This window comes from Providencia heimbachae ATCC 35613 (genome assembly GCF_001655055.1).
In the GTDB taxonomy this organism is placed as follows: Bacteria; Pseudomonadota; Gammaproteobacteria; order Enterobacterales; family Enterobacteriaceae; genus Providencia; species Providencia heimbachae.
In genome coordinates, this window is the sequence record NZ_LXEW01000048.1 from 245,492 (window position 1) to 267,922 (window position 22,431).

The 22,431-nt window shown below is 40.7% G+C and carries 18 protein-coding genes; 15 read left to right on the forward strand and 3 right to left on the reverse strand.

Annotation, left to right across the window (positions count from 1 at the left end; genetic code table 11):
* Positions 1–20: 20 nt before the first annotated feature.
* Both M998_RS17950 and M998_RS17955 read right to left on the reverse strand, forming a co-directional pair.
* The gene (locus M998_RS17950; protein ID WP_068910134.1) at positions 21–4,697 is read right to left on the reverse strand and encodes a tetratricopeptide repeat protein; all 4,677 of its coding nucleotides are present in this window, start codon (positions 4,695–4,697) and stop codon (positions 21–23) included.
* 494 nt (positions 4,698–5,191) lie between these two features.
* Positions 5,192–6,109, reverse strand: coding sequence for a DMT family transporter (locus M998_RS17955; protein WP_068910136.1), 918 nt, complete (start codon positions 6,107–6,109; stop codon positions 5,192–5,194).
* Positions 6,110–6,206: 97 nt separating this feature from the next.
* Here M998_RS17955 and M998_RS17960 point away from each other — a divergent pair, with 97 nt between their 5' ends.
* From M998_RS17960 to M998_RS18010, 11 genes are all read left to right on the forward strand, one after another.
* Entirely contained in the window at positions 6,207–7,022 is an 816-nt protein-coding gene (locus M998_RS17960) for an AraC family transcriptional regulator (RefSeq protein ID WP_068910138.1), read from the forward strand.
* Between the two features lie 183 nt (positions 7,023–7,205).
* On the forward strand, positions 7,206–8,336 hold the full coding sequence (pdxB, locus tag M998_RS17965) for a 4-phosphoerythronate dehydrogenase PdxB (protein WP_068910140.1): 1,131 nt from the start codon (positions 7,206–7,208) through the stop codon (positions 8,334–8,336).
* Between the two features lie 93 nt (positions 8,337–8,429).
* Positions 8,430–9,440, forward strand: a complete 1,011-nt coding sequence (locus M998_RS17970; protein ID WP_068444952.1) for an aspartate-semialdehyde dehydrogenase — start codon at positions 8,430–8,432, stop codon at positions 9,438–9,440.
* On the forward strand, positions 9,440–10,255 hold the full coding sequence (truA, locus tag M998_RS17975; protein WP_068444950.1) for a tRNA pseudouridine(38-40) synthase TruA: 816 nt from the start codon (positions 9,440–9,442) through the stop codon (positions 10,253–10,255). The genes M998_RS17970 and truA overlap by 1 nt, the downstream gene beginning before the upstream one ends.
* A gap of 90 nt (positions 10,256–10,345) precedes the next feature.
* Positions 10,346–11,032 (forward strand): DedA family protein, encoded by a 687-nt coding sequence (locus M998_RS17980; protein ID WP_068444948.1) that lies wholly within the window; start codon positions 10,346–10,348, stop codon positions 11,030–11,032.
* 178 nt (positions 11,033–11,210) lie between these two features.
* The gene (accD, locus tag M998_RS17985; RefSeq protein WP_068444946.1) at positions 11,211–12,191 is read left to right on the forward strand and encodes an acetyl-CoA carboxylase, carboxyltransferase subunit beta; all 981 of its coding nucleotides are present in this window, start codon (positions 11,211–11,213) and stop codon (positions 12,189–12,191) included.
* Complete coding sequence (folC, locus tag M998_RS17990; protein WP_068910141.1) at positions 12,181–13,470, forward strand: bifunctional tetrahydrofolate synthase/dihydrofolate synthase; 1,290 nt, start codon at positions 12,181–12,183, stop codon at positions 13,468–13,470. The genes accD and folC overlap by 11 nt, the downstream gene beginning before the upstream one ends.
* Positions 13,471–13,475: 5 nt before the next feature.
* Complete coding sequence (dedD, locus tag M998_RS17995; RefSeq protein ID WP_068910144.1) at positions 13,476–14,132, forward strand: cell division protein DedD; 657 nt, start codon at positions 13,476–13,478, stop codon at positions 14,130–14,132.
* A gap of 179 nt (positions 14,133–14,311) precedes the next feature.
* Positions 14,312–14,815 (forward strand): colicin V production protein, encoded by a 504-nt coding sequence (gene cvpA / locus M998_RS18000; RefSeq protein WP_068444940.1) that lies wholly within the window; start codon positions 14,312–14,314, stop codon positions 14,813–14,815.
* Between the two features lie 14 nt (positions 14,816–14,829).
* Positions 14,830–16,347 (forward strand): amidophosphoribosyltransferase, encoded by a 1,518-nt coding sequence (gene purF, locus M998_RS18005; protein WP_068444937.1) that lies wholly within the window; start codon positions 14,830–14,832, stop codon positions 16,345–16,347.
* Positions 16,348–16,605: 258 nt separating this feature from the next.
* Positions 16,606–17,178, forward strand: a complete 573-nt coding sequence (locus M998_RS18010; RefSeq protein ID WP_068910145.1) for a UbiX family flavin prenyltransferase — start codon at positions 16,606–16,608, stop codon at positions 17,176–17,178.
* A 5-nt stretch (positions 17,179–17,183) separates the two neighbouring features.
* Here the strand turns inward: M998_RS18010 and M998_RS18015 are convergent, their stop codons facing one another.
* Positions 17,184–18,110 carry a TIGR01777 family oxidoreductase gene (locus tag M998_RS18015; RefSeq protein WP_068910148.1) on the reverse strand — a complete coding sequence of 309 codons (927 nt, stop codon included), beginning with the start codon at positions 18,108–18,110 and terminating at the stop codon, positions 17,184–17,186.
* Positions 18,111–18,518: 408 nt separating this feature from the next.
* Between M998_RS18015 and yfcD the strand changes: the two genes are divergently transcribed.
* The 4 genes from yfcD to M998_RS18035 all read left to right on the forward strand — a co-directional run bounded on the left by yfcD (position 18,519) and on the right by M998_RS18035 (position 22,431).
* Positions 18,519–19,064 carry an NUDIX hydrolase YfcD gene (gene yfcD, locus M998_RS18020; RefSeq protein ID WP_068910150.1) on the forward strand — a complete coding sequence of 182 codons (546 nt, stop codon included), beginning with the start codon at positions 18,519–18,521 and terminating at the stop codon, positions 19,062–19,064.
* 471 nt (positions 19,065–19,535) lie between these two features.
* Positions 19,536–20,771: a M24 family metallopeptidase gene (locus tag M998_RS18025; RefSeq protein WP_068910152.1), complete on the forward strand. Its 1,236-nt coding sequence runs from the start codon at positions 19,536–19,538 to the stop codon at positions 20,769–20,771.
* 17 nt (positions 20,772–20,788) lie between these two features.
* Complete coding sequence (locus M998_RS18030) at positions 20,789–20,986, forward strand: DUF3311 domain-containing protein (RefSeq protein ID WP_068444925.1); 198 nt, start codon at positions 20,789–20,791, stop codon at positions 20,984–20,986.
* On the forward strand, positions 20,983–22,431 hold the full coding sequence (locus M998_RS18035) for a sodium:solute symporter family protein (RefSeq protein WP_068444923.1): 1,449 nt from the start codon (positions 20,983–20,985) through the stop codon (positions 22,429–22,431). Before M998_RS18030 ends, M998_RS18035 begins: the two co-directional genes overlap by 4 nt.

The window sequence follows — 22,431 nt, forward strand, 5'->3', positions numbered from 1 at the left end:
AATTAATAGCAAAAAACAATTTACTTGTTCATTTGACTAAAATCCCACTCTTTGAGTGCTTTTATCGCATTTTCATTTTGATATTTTGCCGCAATTTGCAGGTAATCATAGGCTTTTTGAATATCCTGCGGGCTTTTGGTTCCGATTAAACCGTTATAATACATATAGCCAAGCTTGTATTTTGCCATGGCATGGTGGTTGCCTTGCTCAAGATCGGTCATCTCAAAATATTTAGCCGCTCGCGGGAAGTCTTTCTCGACACCTTGGCCGAAATAGAGCATATCTCCGGCTAAATGGGCAGTATTACTGTCATTTTGTTGGGCGCCAAGGTCAAAGTAGTAAAGCGCTTTTGGATAATCCCGTTCAATACCGCGTTCGTTATCTTTACGATAAAGATTACCTAAAATATTATAAGCACGAGAATAGCCATTTTTTCCTGCTATTTCATAGTAATAAATCATTTTTTGGGTATCTTCCGGCACTTTTTCGCCACGGGCATAACTGATGCCAAGAGAGAATGCCGCAATGCGGTCACCGGCTTCGGCTTTTAGGCGTTGAGCTTCAATTTCCTCGGCATACCGGCCGTACTTTTGAAATTCTTGTTCTTGAGCGAAACGCTCATCAACGGCTTGTTTATCCGTTTCAGAGAGTCTATCAAGTAACTCAATATCGTCAGGGTCTTTTTCTAATAGCAACGCATAGTAATAGCTCTCTTTGGCATCCCATTTCTGGGTGTAAGCCTTATATAAGGCATCGAGCGCGTGAGTATCATGGTATTTGAGTGAGATTTTAAACCACTCAATGGCTTTATCAATATTTCTATCGATATCACAATCACCATCGAGATACACTTCACCGATCGCTTTGGTACGACTTTCAGGATAGCCAACATATACACGATCTTGAGTTTTACTGAAATTGCCTTTGACGAGCCATTCATTAAGATAAATGCCCGCTTGATCAATATCAGCATGACTATTGTTGCAATACTCGCCGGGGTAATTAAGTTTGTAGAGAATTTCAATCGCTTCTAAATCCCCTTTTTGATAAGCCTGTTGTAAATAACCTAATGCTTTAGGTGAATCAGTGGGGGCATAGTAGGTATACAGATCTTTTAATGCGTTAGTGCGGTTAGCCGATTCACTTTCAAGTAATGCCAGATATTTAGCTGAATCTTTATCGCGAATAATGATGTTAGCTTCAAGTTCATCTTTACCTGAAATACCAACGCGATATAGATGAGATAATGTTTCGAATGCCTCTTCAGAAACGAATGAGTTATTTGATTTTAGCGCATCGTTGAGACGTTGTAGTGCGAGATTATAACGTTCTGAATCCGTAGGGATATTCGCGTCATAAATATCGAGTTTGGCTAATTTTACCTGAGAATAGGTATCGCCTTTTTCAATACCCATTTGGTACAGGGAATACTTTTCTTCATTATCTTCAATCATCGAATCAATAAGTCGTATCGCATCTAAATTACCCGCAGCGACACTTTTGTTATACCAAATTCGCGCCGCAGGGTATTGCCCGCGTGACTTATACCACTCGGCTAATTCAAGGTAGGCTTTGGTATCACCATTGAGAGCAGGAAGGGCGATGGTGTTATACACATTAATGTAGCTGTCAGTTCTATTTTTATTTGGATTTTTTCTTAACCAAATAATGGCTTCATTCCAGTCGGGTTCGATAATCCAAGTTTTATTTTCTTTGTCATAAACGCCATTATAAAGCATTTCTTCATAAAGGCTTATCGCTGAGCTATTCCCTTCTTCACTCGCCTGTTTTAGGTATTTAATAGCTTGTGGGATATCTTCTTTTACGCCATAGCCGCGAAGATAAGCTCGACCCACTTTATATTTAGCACTCGGACTATTATTAATCATTTCCATGCCAATATCGAAATCATCCATATACTCGATATACTGATCTCCCCAGCTTCCTGATTTGACATAATACTCACGGGCTTTTTGGCGGTTGGCCTCAACCAGACGGCTTCCATTTAGATATTGGTGAGCCAGTTTTCGGGTATAATCTTGACTGCCTATATTGGCGAGTTGGTTATAGTAACCAATTATTTTAACCTTATTATCATCAAGTAAATTGTCTTGGCTATAATAGTCAATCAATTCTTCTAATGCGCTCTCGTTATTGAGTTTTGCACTGGTGCTAAGGTATTCAAGCCATTTATTTTTATCAATTTTTTGGCCATAATTTCCAAATTCATAAGCTTGAGCTAGGGTGCGAAGTGCATCACTGTCCCCTTTGTTTGCCTTAGCTTGGATTTCGATAAATTGCTTTTTGCCTTTTTCAATTTCTTCTAAGCGCCATTTTAAGAAACTAAAATCGGCTTTTGAGATTTTATGGTAATAGCTCAACGCAATATCGTAGTCTGCATCTTCGCCATAATTACCTTTTTGATATATTTCGCCTAGATCATATAAGCATCGGTTACTGCCTAATTCGGCACATTTTTTATAACGAGGAATGAGGTCGTTAATGGTCAATCCAGTTATCTTTTGGAACCTGGATTTATAATAAGGCTTATTATTAACATAATTAACTGTATCTAAATTTTGTATAATATAAAGCGAGGCAGAAATACTACCAAGATCGGCTGCTTTTAATATTGCATCATAATAAGGTTTTATTTCAGTATCAGGGGCAGTGTCTATATTTTTAACTTGTGCAAGCTTGTTAATGCCATATTGATAAGTAATTTCCGCATCAACACCGATTAATGGCTCGATTTGTTTTAGAGCATCAGGGTTATTTTCGAATACAGCAAGGTGAACTAAAGCCGCTTTTGATTCAGGACTGACCATGCCGGTTTTTAAGATGATGGTATAAGCATCTTTAAGTTGCGGCTCGCTTAACTCAGCTTTTGATTTTTCAGAATTGATAAGCTCAAGGGTGATCTCAGACGCCAATTTTTCTTGGTCCTGTTTATAGCGCAATAGTGCTTTTGCATAATGAATGCGTGCACCGTAACTATATTTACTGGCTGTTTGGTATAGGTCAAAAGCTTTGTCCAGATTTTTTACCGGATCTTGTTGCATTAAGTAGTCAGCATAATGATGCGCATTATCATAATTTTCTCTAGTGACTACGTCATTTTCTAATAGTTTTATGATATAGGCATCATCGATAAGATTTTTAATATCATATTGATAGTAAAGAGTAATTAATTGACGGTTCGCGGTAAGGTTATCGCTATCTTCATCTAAAATGGTTTTGAAAATGGGAACGGCTTTTGTGAGATCTTGTTGAGTGCCTAAACCGTAAGCATATTTAATTGCCAGCCGAATTTTATTGTCACTGGTTGGAGCCAGTTGAGTGGCCTTTTCCATTAACTCAAAGGATTTTTCTGTTGAATAAATGGAGCTGCCATTTTCACCATAAGCTTGGCTGGCAAGCAACAGCGAGCGAGGGGAATTCGGGTATTTTTCTAGCAATATTGGCGTGTATTTTTCAACAATCGTATTCAATTTTTTATTCGGGAAGCTGTAATTATTGAGTGCTTGGCTAATGAGAGTTTCTAGTGCATCTAAGTGGCTTAAATCTGCCGCTGCGGTTAAGTATTTTTCAGCTAATTCTTTATTTCTTTCAATGTTATTATTAAAGATATCCCCTGAGTAAAGTCTATAAAGCATATAAACGGCATCAGGGTAATTAGCATCAGCGGCAGCAATCAGGTTCTTTATTTGAGTTGGGTTGATTGAATAAGATAAATACAATGCTTTTGGATTTTTTTTCATCACTAATGGCTGTAGGTAAGCCATAGCACGGGCTTTACTTTTAGGTACGCCATCTCCTGTTAGGTATTTTTGTGCCAACATATAAATCGCAGTTTCATTATCTTGGCTGGCCAATAATTCTAAATTAGCTAAAAGTGCTTGTTTTTCTTCCGCGGTTTGTACGCCATAAAGGGATAAAGGCGTAGGCTCTAATTCTTGGCTATCATCAACCAATCCGAGAGCCGAAGAATATGACATTTCTTGATATTTTTCTGCAAATAATTTGTTTGGCGTGATGCCATTTCCACCTTCCTCATAAATGGTTGCAAGTAACATTGCAGGAAGTGGAAAGTTTTTACTGACTAATGGCGTCAGGATCTCGACGGCTCTTTTATTATCTTTATCGAAATTATAGGCAATATAACCGAGTGCGAATTTGGCGAGCGGTGAGTTTTGTTCCGCGGCTAGACTAAAGTATTTACGCGCTAATTCGATATTTTGAGGGGTATTATCATATTTATCATTAATATAAATACTACCAACCAGCTCTTGAGCTTCTTTAACGCCTAAATCAGCGGCTTTGGTGATCGAAACAATTCCGTATAAGTCATCAGGTACATCTTCCATATATTGGTTATAGCGATAATAACCTAAGTTATAGAGTGCATTTTTATTATTTGCTTTTGCGGATTTAATCAACCAATTTTCAGCTTTAGTGTCATCGGATTGAGTACCAATACCATCCATATACATCATGGCTAATGCATAAGCCGATTGAGGGTCTGAATCTGCGGTTTGACTAAACAGCTCAAAAGCAGCTTGAGATTCCCCTTGCTGATATAAATCGTATCCTTTCTGTGCGTGATTTGATTGGTTAATATTATTTATAAAATAAATGCCTACAAATACGACAATTATAATTAACAAAAATAACCAAAGTTTAATTTTTTTAGTCATATTAAGTCCTTTTGATGACTATTATTTATTTGATAAACCAATAGCCATAATTTATTTTTTCTGTTTTAAATTGTTATTATGAAAAATAATAAAAACAGAAACTGGTAAAATACACATATGAAAATTTTGGCTAAGTCTAGTGACTTGGTCATAATATTCAATCGGATTACTGACATTCAATGCAGAACCAAGATGCATATCACTATATTGGTTATAACGACTAGGAAAGTATGCAGTTTAATAGAGGAAATACGTCGAGGATATCAGGTAATATCTATAAGAGATAAGAAATAAAATGATAAAGTGTCACAAAGTATTAATTTATGAAAATAGCAGATAAAACAGGTAATAGAATAAATTAAAATAAGGTTATTGTTTCGTATATGGCGTATTTAGTGGATTATTGATACCAAAAAAATAGCCCCACCGAAGTGGGGCATATGAGCGACGACATTGCATTAAAACGGGCTATATTGAGATGTTATTAATACTTATTATTCCATATCTTCTTGTAGTGCTTTTTTCTTGCGTCCAAAAGCTTGTGTTAATGGTGTTCTGAGCTGTTGCGCCAACATCACACCGAGTAGAACGATACCCCCACCAATAAGATGATAGCTTCTTAATTCTTCCCCTAAAGCAAAGATGGCGATGATAGCAGTAAAAACAGGGGCTAAATTCATAAATATCGAGGTGGTATTTGCACCTAAGCGCATAACGCCTTGGATCCACAGGGCTGGTGCGACGATAGAAGCAGCAATACCTGCAAAGATGACTAATCCAATATTGTCATTATTGAGCGTGACATCTTTGGCAAATAAAAAGTTTGGCGTTAATAAAATCAACCCAAAGAATATTTGCACATATAAGGAATCCCAGCTGGATAGTTGAATAGCCCAACGCTTAGTTAACACGCCATATAGCGCATAAGCGGCAGACGCGATAAGCATCATTAACTCACCTTGCCCTAAACCATTCGATAACATAGAGGCAGGGTTACCTTGACTGACTAACCAGAGCAAGCCTAATAAAGATAATGCGGAACCAACAACGATACCAACGGTTGGAATGACGCGCAGCACAAATATGCTGATCACCACTGTTAGTAGAGGTATTAATGAGTTCATTATCCCCATAAATGTTGCACTAACACTGTGGGCTGCATAATAGGCGAGGCTTTGGTAAAGCATCATACCTAAAGCACCGAGGATCGCCAGCTGCCACCAGTGCTGCATGACGACTTTTCTGTTTCTCAGTACTGATCGTAAAACAAAGGGGGTCATTACGACCAAAGCTAATGCCCAGCGATAAAAAGATATTGCAGCAGGATCAATTGCAGTAGATGCTGCTTTGTTGACGATGGCATTCATCGACCATAATAAAACCGCAATCAGCGGAAAGAGGAAATTTTTCATTAAAAGCGTTCTCCCTAATGAGTAAAGCTAGTATACCTGTGTCTGATTTTTTATATATACTGATATCCAGACAATCGATAACGCTTTTCAGACAGTGATGATGAAAAAGATAGAATCTAACAGCAGGCAAATTAATGAGTGCAATATTATTGAGCCCGAATTTATTGCATTACGTCATGAGCAAATCAATACACAAACTGAATATAAATCTCATACACATCCCTTCGGGCAACTGTTATATGTTGTTTGCGGTATTATGGAAATGGAAGTAGAAGGTAAGCATTACCTCGCACCGCCTGAGTTTTGTATTTGGATCCCCGCAAATACTCAGCACGCTAGCTTTAATAAGCAAAGTGTCAAATTTCGTATTATCGATTTTTCGAAAAAATACAATCAAATCCTAGCAATGAACCCTTGTGTCGTGCGATTGAGTTCGATTTTTCACGCTATCATGACCGACATGTACCAAAGAGGCGTAGTACAGCCGCAAACCGAGCAAGATAGTCGCTTGGGTGAGGTTTTAATTGATCAATTTTTAATTTCCCCTTGCCAAGATAGTTACCTACCAACCTCCAAAGACAAGTTTTTAGCGCCAATATTGCAGGAGTTACAGCAAGAACCGGCAAATAACACTACGTTAGCGGGCTGGGCAAAACGTTATTATACCTCAGAGCGAACCTTGTCACGACGTTGCCAACAAGAGCTGGGTATGTCATTCAGTGAGTGGCGTCAGCGTTTGCGTTATTTGCATGCCGTTGCTGGGCTCGAACAGGGTAAGAGCGTTTATGAAGTGGCTTTGGATGTGGGGTACAGTTCAGCCTCGGCCTTTATTGCCATGTTCCAGCAAATTTCGGGTGTAACACCTGATCGTTTTCGCTTCAAAGAATTTATTGAACAGGACAATCACGGGTAGTTGGTTTTATTAGAACGTGGCAAAATATTTGTTATATACTCGGCATACTTCAAGTTATCGCGTTGTTGACTACGTTCATATGCACCCGTCACAGACTTATGTATGTGCCTAGCGGCTCATTGACTTGTCGCCTAGTTGCACCTCGAATTATTTAGCGTATTTGAATCTATTGGGACAAATTAAGTGAAAATTTTAGTTGATGAAAACATGCCATACGCCCAAACATTATTTAGTGAGTTAGGCGAGGTTAAAGCGATCCCAGGACGCCCCATTCCAACGCAAGAACTGATTGATGCCGATGCATTAATGGTGCGCTCGATTACCAAGGTAAATCGTTCATTATTAGATAATACCGAGGTTAAGTTCGTTGGCACGGCAACAGCAGGTTTTGATCATGTCGATACCCAATGGTTATCAGAGGCGAATATTGGTTTTTCATCCGCACCGGGATGTAATGCCATTGCGGTGGTTGAATATGTTTTTTCGGCTTTATTATTACTTGCTGAGCGAGATAATTTTGATTTACGTGATAAAACAATCGGTATTATCGGGGTTGGTAATGTAGGAGGGCGTCTATTTAATCGACTTTCTGCATGGGGAGTTAAAACCGTATTATGCGATCCGCCAAGGGCAGCGAAGGGTGATAAAGAAAATTTTGTGCCTTTAGACGCAGTGCTTGAACAGGCAGATATCCTCACATTTCATACACCACTGAATACAACAGGTGAATATAAAACACTTCATCTTATGGATGAAAGTCGTTTATCTCATTTACGGGAAGGCACTATTTTAATCAATGCCAGTCGTGGCGAAGTGGTGGACAATCAAGCCCTGCTAGGTTTACTGAAGCAGGGGAAAAAATTGAGTGTCATTTTGGATGTTTGGGAGCCTGAGCCGAACTTAGAGACTGAGTTATTAGATAGGGTTGATATTGGTACGCCTCATATTGCAGGTTATACCCTTGAAGGTAAGGCGCGCGGAACCACTCAAGTATATGAAGCATATTGTCAATTTCTAGGAAAAACGAGCCAAGTTTCGTTATCTTCATTACTACCAAAGCCCGATATCAGTTCGATAACATTAAATGGAAAATTAACGCAACAGCAGCTCAAAAGATTGGTGCATCTGGTGTATGATGTGCGCCGTGATGATGCAGCGCTTCGTGCGGTGGCAACAGTAGCCGGGGAGTTTGATAAATTACGTAAACATTATCAAGAGCGCCGCGAATGGTCATCTCTCCACGTTTTATCTGATAATGAAGAAACTGTTAGCCAATTGAATCTATTAGGTTTTAATGCGAAGTTGGCTAATTAGTATTTATATTTAATTTGGGCTGAAATCACGAATGTCGGCCTAAATAAACCACATAATAAAGCGCCATAAAGTTTTATTTTTAGAGGATCAGCCATGACTGAAGGTTGGAATATTGCGTTATTAGGGGCAACCGGCGCAGTCGGTGAAGCGATTATTTCACTGTTAGAAGAACGGGAATTTCCGGTAGGTGAATTACATGTACTGGCGAGTGAGCGCAGTGCCGGGGAAGTGATCCGATTTAATGGAAAAAGCCATGCAGTGAAAAATGTTGCTGATTTTGATTGGTCACAGGCACAAATTGCATTTTTTGCTGCGGGAGAGGCAGCGAGCTTGCAATATGCGGAGCTTGCGGCACAAGAAGGTTGTATTGTTATTGATAATAGTGGTGTTTTTGCATTAGATCCAGATGTGCCTTTAGTGGTGCCAAGTGTGAACTCACATGTATTAGCGGACTACCGTAATCGTAATATTATTGCATTGGCAGACAGCTATGTTAGCCAGCTATTAACCGCAACTAAACCCTTGATTGATGCGGCAGGCGTCAGCCGTATCACGCTGACAAACATGTTATCTGTTTCTGCCCACGGTAAAGCCGCCGTTGATGAACTTGCTGGGCAAAGTGCTCGCCTATTGAATGGGGTTCCCCCAGAAGAAGGGCGCTTTAGTAAACAATTGGCGTTTAATATGCTGCCATTGCTGGGCGACCAAGAAGGCAATGTTTCACAAGAACGCCGTCTTGTTGAGCAAGTACGCAAAGTTTTACAAGATGAAGGTTTACCTGTCGCGGTCAGTTTTATTCAGTCTCCGGTATTCTACGGTAATGCTCAGGTGGTTTATTTAGAGTCATTGCGCCCGATTGGGGCTCAAGAAGCACAAGAAGAACTTGAACGTTTTGACGATATTCAGGTCTCAGAAGAGGGTGATTATCCGACACAAGTGACGGATGCTTCAGGGAATGACCAGCTCAGTATTGGTTGCATCCGTAATGACTATGGTATTCCAGAAGTGCTCCAGTTTTGGTCTGTTGCTGATAATGTTCGTTTCGGTGGTGCATTAATGGCAGTAGAAACCGCAGAAAAATTGGCTCAGGAGCTGTTTTACTGATGTCAGAGTCAAAAAAATTGTCTCGTATTGCGTTAGGTATTGAGTACAACGGCAGTCATTATTGCGGATGGCAGCGCCAAAAAGATGTAATAAGTGTCCAAGGTCGTTTGGAAGAGGCTTTATCCAAAATTGCCGCGGAGCCTATCAGTGTTTTATGTGCTGGACGCACGGATACTGGCGTACATGCAACGGGGCAGGTAGTGCATTTTGAAACCTCGGCTGAGCGCAAAGAAGCTGCTTGGACGATGGGAGCGAACACTCATCTACCTTCAGATATTGCCGTTCGTTGGTGTAAACCTGTAAATGACGAATTTCATGCGCGTTTTAGTGCCGCTGCACGTCGGTACCGCTATGTGATTTTCAATCATCGATATCGACCCGCAATTTTATCGAATGGAATAACGCATTTTCATTATCCACTCGATGAAAAAAGAATGCACGAAGCTGCACAAACACTGCTTGGCGAACATGATTTTACATCATTCAGAGCACTGCAATGTCAGTCAAAAACGCCGTGGCGTAACGTGATGCATGTAAATGTCAGTCGCCACGGAAATTATGTTGTGGTTGATATTAAAGCTAACGCATTTCTTCACCATATGGTCAGAAATATTGTCGGAAGTTTGCTGGAAATTGGGCGTGGGAATCAGGACATTGACTGGTTAGGCCATCTTCTCGCGTTAAAAGACAGAACTAAAGCAGCCGCAACCGCGAAAGCCGAAGGGTTGTATTTGGTGGGAGTTGATTATCCAGAGAAATTTGCGCTACCTGCAAATGTAATGGGCCCGCTTTTTCTTGCAGATGAGCTGATGTAAATCTAAATTAATGTAAAACTCAAAATAACGTCTAAATGAAATTAGCGTTATGGCGGGATAGCATGGATGCTATTAATAATGAGGGTTTTTATGGAGTTTATCAGTTTTATCATCGATTTTATTTTAAATATTGATGTTCACCTTGCAGAGTTAGTCGCTGCTTATGGTAATTGGGTCTATGGTATTTTATTTCTGATCCTATTTTGTGAAACAGGGTTGGTGGTTACGCCATTTTTACCCGGTGACTCATTATTATTTGTGGCGGGAGCCATTGCTGCACTCGACAGTAATGATTTAAATGTCCACTTGATGGTTGTATTAATGATTATCGCTGCAATTGTGGGCGATGCGGTGAATTACACGATTGGACGAATTTTTGGCGAGAAGTTATTTAAGAATCCAGATTCGAAAATTTTTCGTCGAGTTTATTTAGATAAAACCCATGTTTTTTATGAAAAACATGGCGGAAAAGCGATTATCTTGGCGCGATTTGTCCCGATCGTTAGAACCTTTGCACCATTCGTTGCAGGTATGGGGAAAATGTCTTATCGTCATTTTGCCTTTTATAATGTGGCCGGTGCGTTATTATGGGTGTTACTCTTTACCTATGCAGGGTACTTATTCGGTGATTTACCGATAGTACAAAAGAATTTGAAATTACTGATTGTCGCGATTATCTTTATTTCTATTCTGCCTGGGGTAATTGAAATTATTCGACATCGCCGTGCTGCCGCAAAAGAAAAGCGCGCAGCAACGCAAAAAATGAATAACCAATAACAGGTTTAAAAAGTTTTTATCTACAGTGAGATATCATTGTGGTTTAATGGCAAAAAATAACATACTGGCGATATGCCTGTCATAATTCAAATTGTATGCCTTAGGTGAGAAACTAAGGCACTGCATTTGGTTTTATTTTAGGGATAGTCAGAGTGAAATCAGACAAAAAGGTCCATTAATGAGCTGGATTGAAAAAATTTTAAAGAAAGGTAACTTAACCCAATCACATAAAGCCAATATTCCTGAAGGTGTTTGGAAAAAATGTGATAGTTGTGGGCAAGTCCTGTACGGAGCTGAACTTGAGCGTAATTTGGAAGTGTGTCCTAAATGTGACCACCATATGCGTATTCATGCACGTCAACGTCTTGAAACTTTTCTTGATGAAGACTCAACAACCGAATTAGGTAGCGAACTTGAGCCAAAAGATATTCTCAAGTTTCGTGATTCAAAAAAATATAAAGACCGTATTTCCGCTGCACAGAAAGAAACGGGCGAGAAAGACGCCATTATCGTCATGAAAGGCACACTAAAGGGAATGCCCGTTGTTGCTGCGGCATTTGAGTTTGCTTTCATGGGCGGTTCAATGGCTTCTGTTGTGGGAGCCCGTTTTGTTCGTGCAGTTGAACAAGCATTGGAAGATAACTGCCCATTAGTGTGTTTCTCTTCGAGCGGCGGTGCACGGATGCAAGAAGCCTTGTTATCATTGATGCAAATGGCAAAAACCAGTGCAGCACTTGCTAAAATGCAAGAGCGTGGTTTACCGTACATTTCAGTGCTGACAGATCCAACCATGGGCGGTGTTTCTGCTAGCCTTGCCATGTTAGGTGATATTAACGTTGCTGAGCCTAAAGCGTTAATCGGTTTTGCCGGTCCGCGCGTTATCGAGCAAACTGTACGTGAAAAATTACCTGCAGGTTTCCAACGCAGTGAGTTTTTACTGGAAAAAGGGGCAATTGATATGATTGTTCGTCGTCCAGAAATGCGTGACAGACTTGCCAAAATTTTAGCAATGCTAACCAACAAACCAAGTTTTGACACAGAAACGATTATTATTGTTGAAGATGACCAAGTAGACATTGGTATTGTTGATGACATTGAAAGCATCGATGCAAATAGCCAAGAAAAGGATTCTGCTAAGCTTAAAAAAGATGATGAGTAATTTAATCATTCCAAATGCCGAGTCTCCATTGGAGGCTTGGCTTTCTTATCTCACTGACCTACATAGCCAAAATATTGATATGGGGTTGGAGCGAGTCGGGCAAGTTGCTCGTCAAATGACGTTAACGCAACCTGCACCTCGTGTTATCACTGTCACTGGCACAAATGGAAAAGGCACAACCTGTCATACCCTCGAATCTATTTTAATGGCCGCTGGGTTTAGCGTCGGTGTCTATAGTTCACCACACCTTGTTCGTTATACTGAGCGAGTTCGTATCCAAGGAAATGAACCTTCCGAATCTGCTTTTTGCCAAGCTTTTGCGACTATTGAAGCCCAACGTAATGAGGTTTCATTAACTTATTTCGAGTATGGCACTTTAGCAGCACTCCAATTATTTAAACAAGCTAATCTTGACATTGTGATCCTTGAAGTTGGCTTGGGTGGGCGCTTAGATGCCACCAATGTGGTCGATGCGGATATTGCGGCGATTACCAGTATTGCATTAGATCATACGGATTGGCTTGGTTCTGACCGTGAATATATCGGTTATGAAAAAGCGGGTATTTTCCGAAATGGCCATTATGCGGTTGTCGGTGAGCCTGATATGCCCGAATCTATTGGCCTATATGCTGATGAGATCGGCGCTAAGCTATTTCGTCGAGATAAAGATTGGCAGTATATAGAGCAAACAAATAGTTGGTGTTGGAAAAGTGCTCAACGTCAATGGTTGAACTTACCTTTACCTAATGTTCCATTGGCTAATGCAGCTACCGCGCTGGGTGTGATCAGTTGTTTGATGCAAATAGATGCAAACATAGCAAAAAAACTGACTGAACAAGCGATACACCAAGGGCTGAAATCTGCTCAATTACCGGGGCGCTTTCAAATTATTGGTGAAAAACCATTAATGATATTGGATGTCGCACATAATCCGCATGCGGCAGGCTATTTAGTGAGTAAACTGGCACAATTGCCTTCCGTTGAAGGCCGTCGGATACGTACTGTCGTGGGGATGCTTGGTGATAAAGATATTCAAGGTACACTGACTTGCTTATCGCAACAAGTGACTGATTGGTATGTTGCACCGCTTACTGAGTTTAGAGGTGCTGATGTATCTGAGCTTAGCCAGCACCTTGATAGTGCAAATGAATTTGATTGCGTTGAAAAAGCTTGGCAGCAAGCTTGTTTGGATGCTAAAGAACAAGATGTCATTGTGGTTTGTGGTTCATTCCATACAGTAGCCCATGTCATGATGTTATTGGAAAAACAAAAAGGATAGAGCTGGTGGCTAGTAAATTTCAGAATCGTCTTGCTGGCGCCATAGTGTTAGTGGCTGTGGGGGTAATTGTGCTTCCCGCACTGCTTGATGGCGATAAGAAATATAATGAAAATGAATTTGCAGCCATTCCTATTATTCCTAAACCGGGGGATGAAGAAGATATTGAAGCCATTGCGCCAATTACGCATAGTGCATCAACAGCTTCTTCAGAGGGAGCATCAGAGGCGATGTTATCTGAGGCTATCACTGAGCAACAACACAGTGAGCAAGCCGCGGCTGCAAATCAGGCAACGCAAGAAGTCTCTAATCTTCCTGCGGTGGTGGAGCCTGAAAAACCGAAGCAACCAGAACCTAAGCCTGAACCAAAACCGAAGGTTGAACCTAAACCAGAGCCTAAACCTGATCCTAAACCTCAGCCACAAGGTAAAGCGTTTGTTGTTCAAGTCATTGCGTTGAATAATGCCAGTAAAGTGGAAGAGATTGTTGCAAAACTTCGGTTATCGGGCTATCAGGTTTATACCGTTCCTGCTAAACCCGTCAATAATAAGTTAACCCGTATTTATGTTGGGCCAGAAGCATCAAGGCAGAAGCTAGAAGCCGCGCTACCTGAGCTGAATGCAATTACAGGAACTAAAGGGATAATACAAGCGTTTAAACCTTAAAATTGACAGGCAATAATCCCTAAAAGACAAAGGGATTTAATAACTTACTGCGGCGACTAGGATTTTTTCTTTTCGCCGCTGATTTTTTTAAATTGAATGAAAAATGGCTACGCAAACGTTTTCGTTTTCTGTTAGAATGCACTTCGCCGTTGTCGCGAGTGCGAATTTTGGAATGAGATATGGTCTGGATTGATTATACAATTATTGCCATTATTGGCTTTTCGGCACTGGTTAGCCTGATCCGTGGTTTTGTCCGTGAGGCATTATCATTAATCACTTGGGGCTGTGCTTTTTTTGTTGCGAGTACATTTTATCCTTACTTAGCGGGCTACTTTACGCGTTTTGAGGATGTATTAGTACGAAATGGCATTGCAATTGCTGCCTTATTTATCGCAACATTGATAGTCGGCGCAGTGGTCAACTATGTGATTAGCTCATTAGTGCAAAAAACAGGGTTATCGGGTACAGATCGTGTTCTGGGGATCTGCTTCGGTGCGTTGCGTGGTGTATTGATAGTATCGGCATTGCTCTTTTTTCTCGATACATTTACGCCGCTTCCTCAAAGTGAGGATTGGCAACGTTCAGAACTTATTCCGCAGTTCAGTCATATAATCAGGTGGTTCTTTGACTACCTGCAAAATGCGTCAAGTTTCCTACCGGAGAATATTTCTCCGTCTGGCTGATGAGGAAAGACTAAATGTGCGGTATTGTCGGTATCGCCGGTGTAACACCGGTCAACCAATCAATTTATGATGCGTTAACGGTGCTACAGCACCGTGGACAAGATGCAGCAGGCATTGCCACTATTGATGGCAAAAATAATATTCGTTTACGTAAAGCTAATGGCTTAGTAAAGGATGTATTTGAAACGCGTCATATGCTCAGATTACAAGGCTGTATGGGATTAGGCCACGTTCGTTACCCAACAGCAGGAAGCTCAAGCGCATCCGAAGCGCAACCGTTTTATGTCAACTCACCTTTTGGTATTACACTTGCGCATAATGGTAATCTGACAAACGCTCATGAACTCGCACGGAGTTTGTTTGAAACAGCACGCCGCCATGTCAATACCACCTCAGACTCTGAGATATTATTGAACGTGTTAGCCTTTGAGCTAGACCGTTTTGACCACTTCCCTCTTGAGCCAGACAATGTTTTCAGCGCCGTTGCAGCAATGCATAAAAAATTGCGAGGTGCTTATGCCTGTGTTGCCCTGATTATCGGCCACGGCATGTTAGCGTTTCGTGACCCACATGGCATTCGTCCATTAGTCTTAGGGCGTCGCATTCTTGAGAATGGCGCACATGAATATATGGTTGCCTCTGAAAGTGTTGCCCTCGATACGCTAGGCTTCGAATTTTTACGTGATGTCGCACCAGGTGAAGCTGTTTATGTCACAGAGAAAGGCCAATTATTTACCCGCCAATGCTCTGAGAACCCGCAATTGACCCCATGCATATTTGAATATGTCTATTTTGCACGCCAAGATTCCTTTATTGATAAAATCTCGGTCTACAATGCAAGATTGCGTATGGGGCAAAAATTGGGCGCGAAAATTGCACGTGAATGGGAGGATTTGAATATTGATGTGGTTATCCCCATTCCAGAAACATCGTGCGATATCGCGTTGGAAATTGCCCATATTTTAGGTAAACCTTATCGCCAAGGTTTTGTTAAAAACCGTTATGTAGGCCGTACATTTATCATGCCAGGGCAGCAAGAACGTCGTAAATCTGTTCGCCGCAAACTCAATGCTAACCGTGCAGAATTCCGTGATAAAAATGTGCTATTAATCGATGATTCAATTGTTCGTGGTACAACCTCAGAGCAAATCGTCGAATTAGCGCGAGAAGCTGGCGCGAAAAACGTTTACTTTGCCTCAGCAGCGCCTGAAGTTCGTTTCCCAAATGTCTATGGTATCGATATGCCAAATGCGAATGAGCTTATCGCCCATGGTCGTGAAGTGGATGAAATTCGTAAATTGATTGGTGCCGATGCCCTTATTTTCCAAGATTTAAGCGATTTAATTGATGCAGTTGGAGAAGAGAACCCTGAAATCAATGAATTTGAATGCTCGGTTTTTGATGGTATCTATGTCACGAAAGATATCGATCAGAGTTATTTAAATTATCTCGAAAATTTACGTCAAGATGATGAGTTGAAGCTGAGAGATAAGAGTGAAGTAGAGGATCTTGAGATTTATAATGAAGGCTGATCTTTAATAATCCTCGTCATACTTCAAGCTGTAGCGTTGTTGGCTGCATTCGCTAACCCTAGTCACATACTTATGTATGTTCCTGGGGATTAGCTAACTTGCCGCCTAGCTACAGCATGAATTATTTAGAGGGTTGAGTTACGAATATTCATTAAACCTAAATAAAAATTCCCTTTCTCTGTGTTTTTCCTGCTGGCACCTACCAACAACTTCAATGTATTTAGTATATAATGCAGAAAAAATTAATGGGTGCGCAGCATGAAGAAACTTATCATTGGAGTGACAGGGGCGAGTGGGGCGATTTATGGTGTTCGATTGCTCGAAGTGCTTAAACCTGCGCTAAATGTGGAGACACATTTGGTGATGAGTGCGGCTGCGCGTCAGACGCTTGCTTTAGAAACTCATTACAGTCTTAAGGATGTTCAACAGCTAGCTGACTATAATTATGATAGCCGTGATATCGCAGCTGCTATCTCTTCTGGCTCATTTCGTACAGCGGGCATGGTTATAATGCCTTGCACCATGAAAACCTTATCAGGCATCGTTCATAGCTATACAGACACATTAGTCACTAGAGCCGCAGATGTGGTGCTTAAAGAAGGCAAAAAATTGGTTCTCGGTGTGCGTGAAACCCCTTTGCATGTGGGGCATTTGCGCTTAATGGTGCAAGCAGCAGAAATGGGGGCTGTCATTATGCCACCGATGCCTGCGTTTTATCATCAACCTAAAACCATTCAAGATATTGTCGACCAAACGGTTAATCGCGTGCTTGATCAATTTGATATTGAATTGCAACACGACCTATTCGTTCGGTGGCAAGGCAGTAAATGAAATAATTAGTGTGAAGATACGTCTTCGTTTTCATTTTCCACTAAAAGGTCGATTAGTGCACTTTTGAGATCAACAAACTCAAATTTAAACCCTGCTTCTTCCAATCGTTTTGGAATTGCCTGTTGACCGCCTAAAACTAAAGTTGCAGATTCGCCTAACATGGCTTTTATAACAAAGGCGGGAGTGCGAACAAAAGAAGGGCGGTTAATCACATCACCAAGTATTGCGGCAAACTGGTCATTATGGACAGGGTAAGGCGCTGTCATATTAAAAGGCCCAGAAAGCGTTGGTGTCTCTAATAAAAAGCAGATAGCTTTAACCATATCGTTGATGTGTATCCATGGCATGTATTGCTTACCATGTCCGATGGGGCCACCTGCGGCTATTTTAAAAAGCGGTAATACTTTGCCTAATAATCCACCTTTTGGTGATAATACTAATCCAGTACGCATTAAGCAGACGCGCGTTTTCTCTGATTCGGCATTTTGAGCGAGGGCTTCCCAATGCTGGGCGAGTAGGTGGGTAAATTCATCATGGGGCTCATCAAATTCAGTAATAACCGATTGGCCTTGGTCTCCATAGTAGCCGACCGCAGAGCCCGAAAGAAAAACTTGCGGGGGAGTTTCACTTGCCATGACTAACTCAGTGAGCCGTTGAGTTATTTTCCAACGACTGTCACAGAGTAATTTTTTTTGTTCATCAGTCCAGCGTTTTTCAGCAATCGGCTCGCCCGCAAGATTAATAATCGCATCAAAATCATTGAGATCTTTTTTATCGCTCAGTGAAGTCCAACATTCAACGGCTTTGCAAAAATGACTATACACTTTTTGTGGTGAGCGACTTAGCACGGTAATTTGATGCGAACGTGCAACTAATGCTTGGACAAGCGGAGTCCCAATAAGCCCTGTGCCACCTGTAATTAATATTTTCATTTTTAGCTCCTTTATACTCAAAATAATTTAATTTGCTTGTAGGTACAGCGCGAATACAACCTTCAAGCAACTCAAAGGATTAAGGGTATGTATCCTTAATTTCACTTAGCCTAGTACATTAAATGTCATTCAAATTAGCGAGAATCAATGCTTTTTGTATTTGCTAACTATAGCATCTGCTTTATAGATTTGTTGGGTTTAAGTTAAGGGTAATTCAAAAATAATAACCATGACGACATTAAAAGAAACCACGCTTCTTTTAGTGATAGAACCAAAACGCAAAATTAGCTAGGATGACTTGCAACAGCTTGATGAAAAGCATACCTTGTATCAAATTATTTTGCCGAATCATTACGGCAACCTATCTATGGCATAACGCAGTATTACAGACTAAAAAAGGTTTTCAGGATGGAACAACAGACCGAGGTAGTTGAATGGGTTGATATTGTCGATGAAGACAATCTGGTTATCGCTCAAGCAACACGCAGTCAGATGCGAGCCGAAAATTTGCGCCATCGTGCAACTTATATTGTTGTTCATGATGGTGCTGGGAAAGTTTTGGTTCAAAGAAGAACGGATATTAAAGATTTTCATCCCGGTTTATTAGATGCAACTGCGGGTGGTGTCGTCACGCAAGGTGAAAATATCCTCGAATCAGCAAAACGTGAAGCAGAAGAAGAACTGGGTATTGCAGGGGTTCCTTTTGCAGAGCATGGACATTTTTACTTTGAAGATAAGAATTGCCGTGTTTGGGGTGGGTTATTTAGCTGTGTGAGTCACGGCCCTTTTGCATTACAAGAAGCGGAAGTTGTAGAAGTGAGTTGGTTGACACCACAAGAGATAAGCGCTCGCTGTGATGAATTCACGCCTGATTCACTAAAAGCCCTTTCTTTATGGCTAACGCGAAATAATGATTTTGAAAAATCGATTAGCTGCGCTGAGAACTCACAATAAGCTAGGCTAAAAAATAATAATGCAGTATTCACTCTTCTAAGGGGATGTACCTGTCATAATTTAAACCGCAGGGGCATTTGCTTTACATCGCTACCCGTTTATGCAGGTTAACCGAGTAGCGATGTTTATCGCCTATCTGCAACTTAAAATTTTTAGGGAATATTTTCTTTAGCCCTTTTACTTTCATATCGCCTTTCCAACTCACTAGCATGAATAGTTTTTGACTAATATATAGCGATTAGTTATATCTGACGTGCGGTTTAATCGATATATTTAGTTGAACTCTAGATATAATATTATGTAGTTATTTGATGTATGAATTTACTCGTCATACTCCAAGTTGCAGGGTTGTTGACTACACTCCGCGAGTCAAGTCATAGAGTTTATCTATGCTCCCTGACTCTCTTCGCTTGTCGCCTACCTGCAACTCGAATTATTTTGAGTATAAAATTAGTGATCGAGAGAATAAAAATGACAACTCATAAAACAGATCTTTCTTTAAAACAACAACACCTTGAAAATGTCACGACTAAAGCCCGTGAAATTATGGAACGTGATGGTATTGAAGCCTTAATTGCCACTGTTGGGGATAATTTTTATCACCTAACGGGTTTTGCCAGTTTCTTTATGTACACCTTTAGGCAGACGGGTTCAGCGATTGCGGTAATTTTTCGCGACCCGTCGGTTAAATCGTTAGTGATCATGAATGAGTTCGAAGCGGCAAGCTTACAACTTGAAATGCCTAATGCCCAAATTAAAACGTTCCCAATATGGGTTGATGTTGATGACCCTTATAATCCGAGTAATGGGAAGGTCATAAAAGAAAGGCCAATTAACAGCCCAATAGAGACGATATTTACGTTACTTAAAGATGCTTTATCTGAAGCTGGGGTGTATGGCAAACCGGTTGCTATTGAACTTGGGCAAATTACGCATACAGCTAAAGTTTGGTTGGATCGGATTATATCGGGTTTAAATCTTGTAGATTCATCACCGTTATTTAATCAATTACGGATGATTAAAAGTGAATGGGAAATACAACACCTCAGAAAATCTGCACAAATAACAGAAGCGGGTATTCAAGCGGCCAGTAAGTTAATTAAAGTCGGCTGTACTTCAGCGCAATTAACGGCTGCATTTAAAGCCACTGTAATGCAGTATCCAGAAACCAATTATAGCCGCTTTCATTTGATTTCTGTCGGCAGTGATTTTTCCCCTAAAATGCTGCCAGATAATGTACCCGCTAAAGAGGGGGACTTAATTAAATTTGATTGTGGTGTCGATGTTGCAGGTTATGGTGCCGATATCGCACGTACTTTTGTGGTGGGCGAACCTAACGAAAAAGTCAGTGAAATATACCGCACGATACTAAAAGGGCATCAATATATGTTAAGCCGTGTTGCCCCCGGTGTACTGTTGAGCGATGTCTTTAATGAAACAATGGCATTAATTCGTTGCTCAGGCCTACCGCATTATAATCGTGGACATTTAGGTCATGGTGATGGTGTTTTTGTCGGCTTAGAAGAAGCGCCTTTTGTTAGCGCCGCAACGACAGAGACATTCCGTGCCGGGATGGTGATGAGCCTTGAAACACCGTATTACGGAATTGGTGTGGGTGGCATTATGATTGAAGATATGGTGCTTATCACTGAAACTGGTGTGGAAATGTTAAGCCATCTTCCCCGTGAATTGGTTTCTCTCGGCTAGGTCAGAAGGAATTTTATATGAGATGGTATCATTATTTAGTTATTTTCCCGATATTGGCATTAACGGTTGGTATTTATTACGCTAATAGTGTTGAGCCTTTTATTATGGGGCTGCCTTTTTTGATGTTTTGGATTGTGGCATGGGTTGTTATCACGGCATTAGTGATGTTGCTCATTAATATATTAGATAATAAAAGAAGCAAGGAAACGCCATGAGCTCAGCATTAATCGTCATTATTGCGTTTTTCTTTTTTAGTGTTTACTTAGCGATTAGAGCCAAAAAAGGCAAAACGATGGATCACGAAGGGTGGTCTGTTGGTGGGCGCAGCTATGGCGCGCTATTGGTTTTTTTACTCAGTGCTGGGGAAATTTATACTACATTCACTTTTCTCGGTGGAAGTGGTTGGGCCTATGGTAAAGGGCCGGCAATTTTATACACATTGGCTGTGAACGCGTTTATGGGGATCTTCCTTTATTGGGTGCATCCACGTGTTTGGCGCTTTGCTAAAGACCATGATGTTAGAACAATCTCTGATTTATTTGCTGCTAAATATAAAAGCCAAGGTTTAGGGCTATTAATTAGTTTAATCTCGATTGCGGCGATGGTGCCTTTATTCGTTTTACAATTAAAAGGTTTAGGTATTATCGTTTCCCAAGCATCTTATGGTGCAATACCGGCAGATATGGCCATATGGATTGGCATTATTGCTGTTACACTATTTGTGATGATTTCAGGTATTCACGGTTCTGCTTGGACGTCGGCATTAAAAGACTTAATGATTTTGATTATTGTTGTTTTTATCGGCATTTATATCCCATTGCATTATTACGGTAGTTTCGGGGATATGTTTAAAGCAATCGATACAGCAATGCCTAGCTATTTAACGTTCCCTGAAACAGGGTTGAATATTCCTTGGTATATTTCCACAATATTCTTATCGGTTGTCGCTTATTTTTGTTGGCCGCATTATATGGCTGCGGTATTTACGGCAAAAGATGAAAAATCATTACGACGTAATAGTATCTTGATCCCGGCTTATAGCTTAATTATGTTATTTGCCTTTTTTGTCGGTTATGCCGCAATATTGCAAATACCCCATCTCGAAGGCTCGATGGTGGACTTATCGCTATTTGAAATTTCTAAAACGACATTTTCACCATTAGTCGTTGGGTTTATTGGTGCAGCAGGTATGTTGACAGCATTAGTGCCGGGTTCAATGTTACTGTTAACCACATCAAATATGCTCGCAGGTGTCGTACAAAAAGCGTTGAACGTAAGTGAAGAGAAACGTCAGTCAGGTATTTATGCCCGCTATATGGTGCCTTTCGTTGCATTGGTCAGTTTGTATTTTATCTTCCATAGCAATGATACTTTAGTCGCTATTATGCTATTGGGTGTCAATATTGTTGCGCAATTTTTTCCTGCGTTATTGATGAGTTTTAAACACAATAACCCAATGACATCAGCAGGTGCGATAGCGGGTATTCTTGCGGGTGTTATCTTCCTAGCGGTGACTTATATTGAACATATTTCTTTAGCACAGTTATTCCCATGGTTAGGGAATGGCCTTAGCTTTATGAATATCGGTATTGCTGCCTTTATTCTGAATATTATTGTTGCGACAGTGGTGTCTTTATTTACGGCTAAAAAGGATAAGTGA

Bases quoted from the DNA above. Each gene is read 5' to 3' on its own strand.
- M998_RS17950 (WP_068910134.1), bottom strand. From the start codon at position 4,697: ATGACTAAAAAAATTAAACTTTGGTTATTTTTGTTAATTATAATTGTC.
- M998_RS17955 (WP_068910136.1), bottom strand. From the start codon at position 6,109: ATGAAAAATTTCCTCTTTCCGCTGATTGCGGTTTTATTATGGTCGATG.
- M998_RS17960 (WP_068910138.1), top strand. From the start codon at position 6,207: ATGATGAAAAAGATAGAATCTAACAGCAGGCAAATTAATGAGTGCAAT.
- M998_RS17970 (WP_068444952.1), top strand. From the start codon at position 8,430: ATGACTGAAGGTTGGAATATTGCGTTATTAGGGGCAACCGGCGCAGTC.
- truA (WP_068444950.1), top strand. From the start codon at position 9,440: ATGTCAGAGTCAAAAAAATTGTCTCGTATTGCGTTAGGTATTGAGTAC.
- M998_RS17980 (WP_068444948.1), top strand. From the start codon at position 10,346: ATGGAGTTTATCAGTTTTATCATCGATTTTATTTTAAATATTGATGTT.
- accD (WP_068444946.1), top strand. From the start codon at position 11,211: ATGAGCTGGATTGAAAAAATTTTAAAGAAAGGTAACTTAACCCAATCA.
- folC (WP_068910141.1), top strand. From the start codon at position 12,181: ATGATGAGTAATTTAATCATTCCAAATGCCGAGTCTCCATTGGAGGCT.
- cvpA (WP_068444940.1), top strand. From the start codon at position 14,312: ATGGTCTGGATTGATTATACAATTATTGCCATTATTGGCTTTTCGGCA.
- purF (WP_068444937.1), top strand. From the start codon at position 14,830: ATGTGCGGTATTGTCGGTATCGCCGGTGTAACACCGGTCAACCAATCA.
- M998_RS18010 (WP_068910145.1), top strand. From the start codon at position 16,606: ATGAAGAAACTTATCATTGGAGTGACAGGGGCGAGTGGGGCGATTTAT.
- M998_RS18015 (WP_068910148.1), bottom strand. From the start codon at position 18,110: ATGAAAATATTAATTACAGGTGGCACAGGGCTTATTGGGACTCCGCTT.
- yfcD (WP_068910150.1), top strand. From the start codon at position 18,519: ATGGAACAACAGACCGAGGTAGTTGAATGGGTTGATATTGTCGATGAA.
- M998_RS18025 (WP_068910152.1), top strand. From the start codon at position 19,536: ATGACAACTCATAAAACAGATCTTTCTTTAAAACAACAACACCTTGAA.
- M998_RS18030 (WP_068444925.1), top strand. From the start codon at position 20,789: ATGAGATGGTATCATTATTTAGTTATTTTCCCGATATTGGCATTAACG.
- M998_RS18035 (WP_068444923.1), top strand. From the start codon at position 20,983: ATGAGCTCAGCATTAATCGTCATTATTGCGTTTTTCTTTTTTAGTGTT.